The 7,747-nt window shown below is 55.9% G+C and carries 9 protein-coding genes; 2 read left to right on the plus strand and 7 right to left on the minus strand.

Annotation, left to right across the window (positions count from 1 at the left end; genetic code table 11):
- Positions 1 to 87: 87 nt before the first annotated feature.
- The 7 genes from ABEA12_RS15420 to ABEA12_RS15450 all read right to left on the minus strand — a co-directional run bounded on the left by ABEA12_RS15420 (position 88) and on the right by ABEA12_RS15450 (position 5,131).
- On the minus strand, positions 88 to 351 hold the full coding sequence (locus tag ABEA12_RS15420) for a hypothetical protein (protein ID WP_210101408.1): 264 nt from the start codon (positions 349 to 351) through the stop codon (positions 88 to 90).
- Positions 352 to 757: 406 nt separating this feature from the next.
- The gene (locus ABEA12_RS15425) at positions 758 to 1,840 is read right to left on the minus strand and encodes a YihY/virulence factor BrkB family protein (protein WP_210101407.1); all 1,083 of its coding nucleotides are present in this window, start codon (positions 1,838 to 1,840) and stop codon (positions 758 to 760) included.
- On the minus strand, positions 1,837 to 2,160 hold the full coding sequence (locus ABEA12_RS15430; protein ID WP_210101406.1) for a DUF3618 domain-containing protein: 324 nt from the start codon (positions 2,158 to 2,160) through the stop codon (positions 1,837 to 1,839). Before ABEA12_RS15430 ends, ABEA12_RS15425 begins: the two co-directional genes overlap by 4 nt.
- A gap of 122 nt (positions 2,161 to 2,282) precedes the next feature.
- The gene (locus ABEA12_RS15435) at positions 2,283 to 2,807 is read right to left on the minus strand and encodes a hypothetical protein (protein ID WP_210101405.1); all 525 of its coding nucleotides are present in this window, start codon (positions 2,805 to 2,807) and stop codon (positions 2,283 to 2,285) included.
- Positions 2,808 to 3,387: 580 nt separating this feature from the next.
- Positions 3,388 to 3,951, minus strand: coding sequence for a DUF3618 domain-containing protein (locus ABEA12_RS15440; RefSeq protein ID WP_210101404.1), 564 nt, complete (start codon positions 3,949 to 3,951; stop codon positions 3,388 to 3,390).
- A 17-nt stretch (positions 3,952 to 3,968) separates the two neighbouring features.
- Positions 3,969 to 4,382, minus strand: a complete 414-nt coding sequence (locus ABEA12_RS15445; RefSeq protein ID WP_210101403.1) for a phage holin family protein — start codon at positions 4,380 to 4,382, stop codon at positions 3,969 to 3,971.
- Positions 4,379 to 5,131 carry a hypothetical protein gene (locus tag ABEA12_RS15450; RefSeq protein WP_345468873.1) on the minus strand — a complete coding sequence of 251 codons (753 nt, stop codon included), beginning with the start codon at positions 5,129 to 5,131 and terminating at the stop codon, positions 4,379 to 4,381. The genes ABEA12_RS15445 and ABEA12_RS15450 overlap by 4 nt, the downstream gene beginning before the upstream one ends.
- 405 nt (positions 5,132 to 5,536) lie before the next feature.
- Between ABEA12_RS15450 and ABEA12_RS15455 the strand changes: the two genes are divergently transcribed.
- Both ABEA12_RS15455 and ABEA12_RS15460 read left to right on the plus strand, forming a co-directional pair.
- Complete coding sequence (locus ABEA12_RS15455) at positions 5,537 to 5,950, plus strand: MarR family winged helix-turn-helix transcriptional regulator (protein ID WP_210101401.1); 414 nt, start codon at positions 5,537 to 5,539, stop codon at positions 5,948 to 5,950.
- Positions 5,951 to 6,554: 604 nt separating this feature from the next.
- Positions 6,555 to 7,334, plus strand: coding sequence for a YsnF/AvaK domain-containing protein (locus ABEA12_RS15460; RefSeq protein WP_210101400.1), 780 nt, complete (start codon positions 6,555 to 6,557; stop codon positions 7,332 to 7,334).
- The last annotated feature ends 413 nt before the right edge of the window (positions 7,335 to 7,747 follow it).

Below are 7,747 nucleotides of genomic sequence, written 5' to 3' on the forward strand. Positions count from 1 at the left end.
CACCAGCAGTACCGACGCCAAGATCTTGGCCCTACCTGGGCCCGCGTGGATCAACCAACCAGCTGAGGCCATCGCAAAAGAGGCTGTCTAACTCACGCTGGCACCGTTTGACTTGAAAAGTTCCGATCGGGCATAGGCAAGGACGATTTTGTTGTTCTTCAAAGTGGCGTCTTGGAGAGGAACAAAAAAACTAGGGACTCCAATCGTATGGGGGGCGACAACGACCCATTGGGGATCTCCTGAGGCATCGTCAAGGTGAAATTGTTCAATGCTACCCAGCACGGCGCCTTCCTTGCTTAGCACATTGGCACCGGAAGCCATGGAGTCCTGCAACTGCTTAAGGGAAATCATGGTGGTCCTTTCAAAAAGACAGCTCAGTGGTCCTATAGCACTAGCGAAGAAGTCCTCCCGGGCCCTTGCTACGCCTGACTATTCTATGGGTACCTAAGCTGTTCGTGGATATCGACGGAACTGATGAACCGGTGCTTTTTCTGTTCAGGAGCAGCGATTTTACGCTCCACTACCGGTGTAGTCCGAAAGACCCCGGCCGGATAAACGGGCCAGGATTTTTGGTGTTGCAGCAGTCATGTGGGCAATAGCGTCTTTACCCATAGCGCGACGCCCTTAAGCGCTAACTATTGGAGGTAGTTCAGCAAGCGGAAACCAGATGTACAGAGCGTTTTATAGAATCGGTGCCAAGATTCCCGGAACTTATCCGAGGGGTCGACCGGCAAGAACACCAAGACTCCTGATGCAATTATTTCTTTGGGCCGTGGGGTTCCGAGGAATCCCCTGCGCTCTCGCGCAAAGCACGTCCCTTGTCAATGTCTGCTTGTTCCCTACGCTCCCGCTTAAGGATCTGGGACTCATCGCGCGCCGGCAGCTGGACTTCTTCTTCCGCGGCAATGCCTCCCAGGAGTTCTCGAGTCCGCTCAAGCTCGGCATCGACTTCGGCCCCGAACAAGAGGGCAAGATTGGTGATCCACAGCCACAGCAGAAAGATGATGACACCGGCAAATGCGCCGTAAGTGCTGGCATAGTTGGAGAAATTGGCTATATAGAACCCGAAGACCACCGACACCAAAAGCCACGCCACAATGGCAATTGCAGCACCAACACCTATCCACCGGAACTTCGGTTGCTTCACGTTGGGCGTGAAGTGATACAGCATCGCCACGATCAGCATCACCAAGAACAGCACGACAGGCCATTTCGCAATCGACCACACGGTTAAGACCGTCGAACCTAAGCCGATGCTTTCTCCGATGGTGCTGGCAATGGGGCCCGAAAGAACAATCATCAACGCCACCAGGACGACCATGACCACCAGCACAAGGGTGATCAGGAGCATCACAGGGCGCAGTTTCCAGATTGGCCGCCCCTCGGGAATTTCGTAAACTCGATTCATGGCGCGGCTAAATGCCGTAACGTAACCCGAAGCCGACCACAACGCAGTCAGCAGCCCCAGAACAAGAGCAAGTCCGGCACCAGGTGCGGTGGCCAAGGACTTGATCACCGGTTCCAGGGTGCTGGAACCGGGTTCACCCAAAATGCTCTTAAGCAGGGGCAGGATCGTATCGACAGTTTGCTGACCTTGACCCACCACTCCTAGCAAGGAGAACACCGCGATCATGGCAGGGAAGATCGCCAGCACCGCGTAGTAGGTTAATGAGGCGGCAAGGTCGGTGCATTGATCTTTGGAGAATTCTCGCACAGCTTTGCCGGCAGTGTATTTCCATCCCGGGGCGCCCACATCGGTAGGTGAATCAGGCTTCACGTCATCATCGGCAGAGGGCGCAGCACCTTTTCCGGAATTACTGGTGACCGATTTACTGCTCATGGTTTCCTCCTGTGAACGATGACAATAAGTATGAGGCAGCCTAGGACCCCTAGCATCGCTGTAATGATGGTTGCCCCAGGACGGGGCAAGGCAAACTGAGCTCGCACCAAAGCAAGATCGAAATTGTCTTTGGCCACTGCTGCAGAGTTTCCTATGGTCCGTTTCGCATGGTTCCACTGGTGGGTGGCGCGTTTTTTGATATTGATCCTTTCACTGAGCTCATCAACGGTATGTACCAGCTCTGCTCTATGCTCGACGATCTCTGCCTCGATTTTGCTCAAGCCGATAGGGGAATCTCGGCCAACGTCAGGGGTGCTCATAGTGGACTTAAATCCTTATTCGTGGTGACCCCTCGGGAACGCCGGCACGGACCCAAATACTGGCACGGCTACTGAGTCCGGTGGTTTCCCCGGGGCAGGGATGCTGTTGGGGTGGTAAAAGCTCAGCCATGGTTAGGCTTATGCGCAGAATCCGACTCTGTTTTGGATGTGGCTTTGGTGGTCTTGGCCGCAGTGGTGTTTGCATCAGATACACGCCCGAAGTTTTTGGCATACGGATCCTTGTCGGAGTCGTTGGCCTCACTCTTGTTGGCTGTGCCGCCGGATGCCGGTCGAAAATGTTTAGTGTACGGATCTTTGTGGGGACCTTCGGAATCGAGGGCGTCAGTAGTGTTGGGATTTCCATCAGATGCTTGCCCGTAATCCTTCGGAGCTGAACTTTTACTCAAATGTGCCGAATCCTGACGGGCCTGAGCCTTGGTATCGCTACTGGAGCCAGGCAGGTGCCCCATAGCTTCGTGCGCTAGTTTCCCGACTTGTTCCTCGGCCCTGTCAATCTGGTCCTGCACCACCGGCTTGCCCCACATGGCCTGAACCCAGTTTTTAATCTGTTGATAGCGTTGGCGTCCGGCTCGGGCGCCAACGACATAACCGGCGGCGAAAATGACAACGGTCTTGATCTTGCCCATGGTGCTCTCCTCTTGAGGATCTCGACGGACGAAAATCTTTCGTAGGTTTTGAAGCTCCACAGCGATGCCCTCGCTCTGCGGAGCAAGCATGGTTCAAAAACCCAAGCTGTAACCCTCTTTCTCGCACCGGTGCCTCAACAGGCATCGTTCCACCGCTTTGCAGTACCGGGGATGGGATAAGACCGACCCGTGTAGGTGACGGAATCTCTCGACGATGCGGAGAAATAGCTCCTGAAAAACAAATTCTGGGGCGTGGGTACGAGCGGAGCCGCGGCGCTAACAGACGTCGGCCTGTCCACACACAGAAAGGAGAAAGTGAGTGGAAGAAGAACGCGAGGAGCCACCTGCTGGGCGGTACCGTCCCTCCCGCAGCGGGCTAGGTGTTGGCTCGCGTGCGGATGCTCCCAGCATTGCTGCAACCTCTGCCCAGGGTGGAGAACCACGATCCTGCTTCTGATCTCGATCAAAAGTAATCGCGCGGATCAATGAGGGACGGAAACAGGTAGTCTTCCGGGTCCAAACACCTTTGGTCGACCGTTGCACCCACAACGCGGGAGAACGGCCGACCACGGTGCCTCAATTAGGCCTGCTGGACGTTGTCCTTGGCGTCGGAGGCCTTATCCTTAAGGTCGGCAGCAGCATCCTGACCGTCGACCTTGACGTTTTCGACCCCCTCGGTGGCGCTGGACTTCAGGTGCTCCATCGCCTCTTGGGCCGGTTCCTGCAGTCCTTCAGCCATATCCTTGGCGACTTCACCCAGTTCCTCAGTTAGCGGTTCTGCTGCCGTCTTCAGCGCCTCGACGGCTTCGCGTTCCTTCTCACTGGCCGGGATCAGGGAGGACATGAGCAATCCGGCACCGAAAGCAATCAGTCCCGCCGCGAGTAGATTACCTTGGGCTTTGGACTTCACCTGGGATGGGGCATCCCCGATCACGGAACCTGCTTCGTCCATGCTGTTCGTTGTGTGGTCCGATGCTCCCATGACCTTGTCCTTTACCCCGAACACGGCGTCTTTAACTTTGTCGGTCTGCCTCTGCACGATATGCGACGGAGTGACCTTGTCTGTCAACGCGTCAACATTAGTGCCCAAACGTGCGCGGGTGGCTTCAATATCTGCTCGGATGACATCCGGGTTTTCGCTCATTGTTTTTCCTCGCTACTCTAAGAATTGGGTTTAAGGGTGGAGGGGATTTCCTGCAAGGTTTCACTGGTCTGGGGTAACCCCTTGGCTTCTTTGAGCTTTTTCCGGCCCAATAGGGCCAGAACGGCGGCAACGATGGCCCATACCAAGGCCACGGCAACTCCTGACCAACCCAATCCCCAAAGGGTCCCCAGCGCCGACCATAGAGCCACAGACAGGAAGAGAAGTACGAAATGGCCCGCGATCCCGGCCCCGGCCAGCATTGCGCTGCCCTTCCCGGCGCGGACCGCAGTGTCTTTTAGCTCAACTTTGGCCAGCTCGAGTTCCTGACGCATCAAAGTGGACATATCCCGAGTGACATCACCCAGAAGATCTCCCAGGGACGCTGGCTCTGGCTTGGAGTGGGCGCCGGTGTCCGGCATTTCGGTACTCATCGAGGACCGCCGTTAAAGGGATCCAATCCCAGCGGATCAGCCGACTTCAGCGGCCCGGTGACAACAACCGGGTCAGAACCCAAAGAATCCTGGGCACCAAACGGAGCCCCGGCATTGGTCCCTGCGGGATTTGAAGCGTGCGTATCGGTTGTTCCGAGCACCGGTGTATCCACGGAAGGGGGATCAACCTGGACCGGCGGTGGCGTTACCAAAGTGTCCGAAACCGGGGTCGTTGGATTGGCAGTGCCAGTGTCGGTGCGGGGGGATCGATCAGGCGTGGGAGCATCAGCACTGAGATTACGGCTGATCCTGCCTGCCAAAATGCCTGCCCCGGCTGCCAGAAGCAGGAATGTGCCGGGCTTCTGCCGGGCAAAGGACTTCACTTCAGCAAGCAACGATCCGGGATCTCGCTCGTCCAACCACGAGGCCACCGAGGAGGAACGCTCAGCAGCTTGGCGTACAAGATCGGTGGCCACACCGGACTGATCCGAGGCCGAAACCATCGAATGCAGTTCAGTGGACACTGAACGTAGACCTTCAGCGACTTTTTGCTGCTGTGTTCCGGCCTGTTCACTCAAATCGGCCTTCGCCTGGTCGAACAAATCACGTGCACTGGTCTTGGCCTCGGCAACCACGCTGGCTGCCTCGTCTTTGGCTGTTTCCGTCACGTTCTGTGCGGCTTCCTTGGCGTGGCGAGCCACATTCCCGGCTTCATCCTTGGCCGCTTCAGACTTTGAATCCGAGTCCATATCCGTGTCATGCGCAGAATACTCGAGGCGTGTGGAGTCTTGGCCTGAGGGGTACGCACGAGGCTGCCCACTAGCGAATTCTTCGTCCATGTCGGTGCTTTCAAGGCTCCCATCATGGGGCCGTGGATTCTGGGTCATCATCGCTCTCTTTCAGGAATATTTCGTTGGAAATCACTGCCCAGCGGATCGAATGAAAATGCTAAGCAAGGTTGCAATCCACATGATAAATAGACTTTTGGCAGCTGCGCAAGAGAAACGACACGGGGTTAGAACAGCGATGTTGCCACTAGGGCGTCCACGCTTGTCAAACAGTCCCAGTCCCTGCCTACAGTGGAGATGCGGCAGGACGTCCACCCTCGCTGGCCGACCAAGCATTTACCTGCTGTTGGAAGAAATGTCACCGTCGTGGCTACCGTCCCCGGACCGATCACCTGGGATGCCTTGCGGCTGCTGCTTACAGCAGCGCGCATAGTCCAACGTCGCCAGAACGAGGCGTTCGCGTTTCTTAGTCTCACCCATTCTGCTGTCATTGCCCTTGAAGCGGTGGAGCTGGGGCCGATGGGTCAAAAACAACTTGCAGCCAAGGTCGGCATCCGGAACCAGAGCATGGGACGGATGATAACCCGGTTTGAGGCCAGGGGCCTTGTCACCCGGACCCGCAACCCGAATGATCAACGCCAGTTTCTGGTCCGGATCTCGGCTGCAGGAACCGAGGCCCTTAACTCCGCCGTTGAGGCGGAGCTCATGGCTCTGTTTAAGGCCATGGACGGCTGGGGTACCCTACGAGATCTTTTGCTGTGCTTTGTGAAGTCTTCCTAGAACGCGTCCAAAGCTAACGTGAGGTCCCCGTGGTGAGCATGAAACACCAAAGAAGCTAACGTCATCCACGAACTCATCCATCTCCCTAGCGGCTGAGAACAACAGGAAAAACATCCGCCGGCCCACAGGGCAGCAGGGATCCCGGCGCCGCTTTTCACGTCCGATTGGAATCCCGTGGCCTCTGATGGCTGCCCATCTAAACCGGATTGGCCCCAACGATGCTTCACGAGCCTGAGACAGCTATTGGCCATCGCATATCCGCCATCTATGACTTTTTGGGAACTATTCGTATCGTGTGTGTATTTCCTTGACAGGAGACTTCAGGGCGAAGCATGCTCATATTGTTGTTTGGTTTCGGGGAGCTTGGCGAAATGGAAGGCAGGGGAACCCATGCGATGTGCGAAAGAACGAGATTCAAGATCCTCTTCCAGTGGAGATCCCTGACATTCCCGCAATATCCGACCGGCAAACAAGTTAATAGGGGTATACGGGGCCAACGAGGATGAATAATTCTTTTGCTGTTCAACGTCATTGACCCATAGCATACCGATACCTTTGCATCGTTTCCGGGATTCATCTATCCCTAAAACCAAGGAGTATAAGAATGATCACACAAGATAATCTCGACACCCTCGTGCGCAACAGTGGGAAGGTTTACGATTCAACCGGGGCCAAGGTTGGATCTATCGGACAGATCTACCTTGATGATGGAACGAGCGCGCCAAGCTGGATCACCGTGAACACCGGACTTTTTGGCACCACTGAATCCTTTGTGCCCTTGGAAGAAGCCCGAATGGAGGGCAATGATGTTCATGTTGCCCATACCAAGGACCACATCAAGGATGCTCCCCGCATAGAGGCCGACGGCAATCTCACCCCTGAGGAGGAAAACCGTCTATATGAGTACTATGCCCTTGGTTCCGGTGCCGACGGGCGTGCGCAGGCCGAACGAAGCACTGGTCGGCAGAACCGTGGCGATCAGGCCGTGAGCACAGGTGATCGCCGCGATAATGCAAATGGTGACCAGTCGATGACCCGGTCCGAGGAGCGGCTCGTCGTGGGTACTGAAACCCATGAGGCAGGTCGCGTGCGCTTGCGCAAGCATGTGGTTACCGAGGATGTCACTAAGACAGTCCCTGTATCGCATGAGGAAGTAGTCATCGAACGCGAGCCGATCACCGATGCCAACCGCCATGGACAGAACTTCGATATAGCTGCGGAAGAACAAGAAGTGACCCTGCACGAAGAGCAAGTCCTAGTGGGCAAGGAAACTGTCCCTGTCGAAGAGGTTAAGCTGAGCACCAAAAACGTGACAGGCGAAGAAACCGTCAAGGAACAGGTCCGCAAGGAAAAGATCGATACACCGAAAGTGTCTGGCCAGTAGTCAAGTACCCGCTGGTCTGATCATCGGTACAGGTCGATAGGGGGAGTTCTGCTACCACCTGGTGGAGAGCAGAACACCCCTTCCCTGCATGCTTAGCGCAGATGGAAGAGATGCTGAAGCAGGGATGAACGAGGGTGCTACCTTCAGCGTCCCGGGGCTCCCTCCGGTACCTAGGTGATCGCCAAATTCTTTGACGCTGCGACATTAGCCGCGGATATGAGTTTATTGTGAGCGTAGATCCGTGCCGTCGCATCTCCATGAGAATCTAAGGATCTGCCCGAGGCTTCCCTATCAGCCAGACTCGTTAGAGACCGCTTCTTGAACGAGAATAGAGGCTGAAGGCAGGAGGGAAACCACACCATGACCATCGACTCATCAGCAGGAACCAGCCACCCCCACCCCGGGGAACCAAC

It is taken from the genome of Paeniglutamicibacter antarcticus, assembly GCF_039544305.1.
In the GTDB taxonomy this organism is placed as follows: Bacteria; Actinomycetota; Actinomycetes; order Actinomycetales; family Micrococcaceae; genus Paeniglutamicibacter; species Paeniglutamicibacter antarcticus_C.

Coding starts and splice junctions, on each gene's coding strand:
- ABEA12_RS15420 (WP_210101408.1), bottom strand. CDS start 351: ATGATTTCCCTTAAGCAGTTGCAGGACTCCATGGCTTCCGGTGCCAAT.
- ABEA12_RS15425 (WP_210101407.1), bottom strand. CDS start 1,840: ATGAGCAGTAAATCGGTCACCAGTAATTCCGGAAAAGGTGCTGCGCCC.
- ABEA12_RS15430 (WP_210101406.1), bottom strand. CDS start 2,160: ATGAGCACCCCTGACGTTGGCCGAGATTCCCCTATCGGCTTGAGCAAA.
- ABEA12_RS15435 (WP_210101405.1), bottom strand. CDS start 2,807: ATGGGCAAGATCAAGACCGTTGTCATTTTCGCCGCCGGTTATGTCGTT.
- ABEA12_RS15440 (WP_210101404.1), bottom strand. CDS start 3,951: ATGAGCGAAAACCCGGATGTCATCCGAGCAGATATTGAAGCCACCCGC.
- ABEA12_RS15445 (WP_210101403.1), bottom strand. CDS start 4,382: ATGAGTACCGAAATGCCGGACACCGGCGCCCACTCCAAGCCAGAGCCA.
- ABEA12_RS15450 (WP_345468873.1), bottom strand. CDS start 5,131: ATGGACTCGGATTCAAAGTCTGAAGCGGCCAAGGATGAAGCCGGGAAT.
- ABEA12_RS15460 (WP_210101400.1), top strand. CDS start 6,555: ATGATCACACAAGATAATCTCGACACCCTCGTGCGCAACAGTGGGAAG.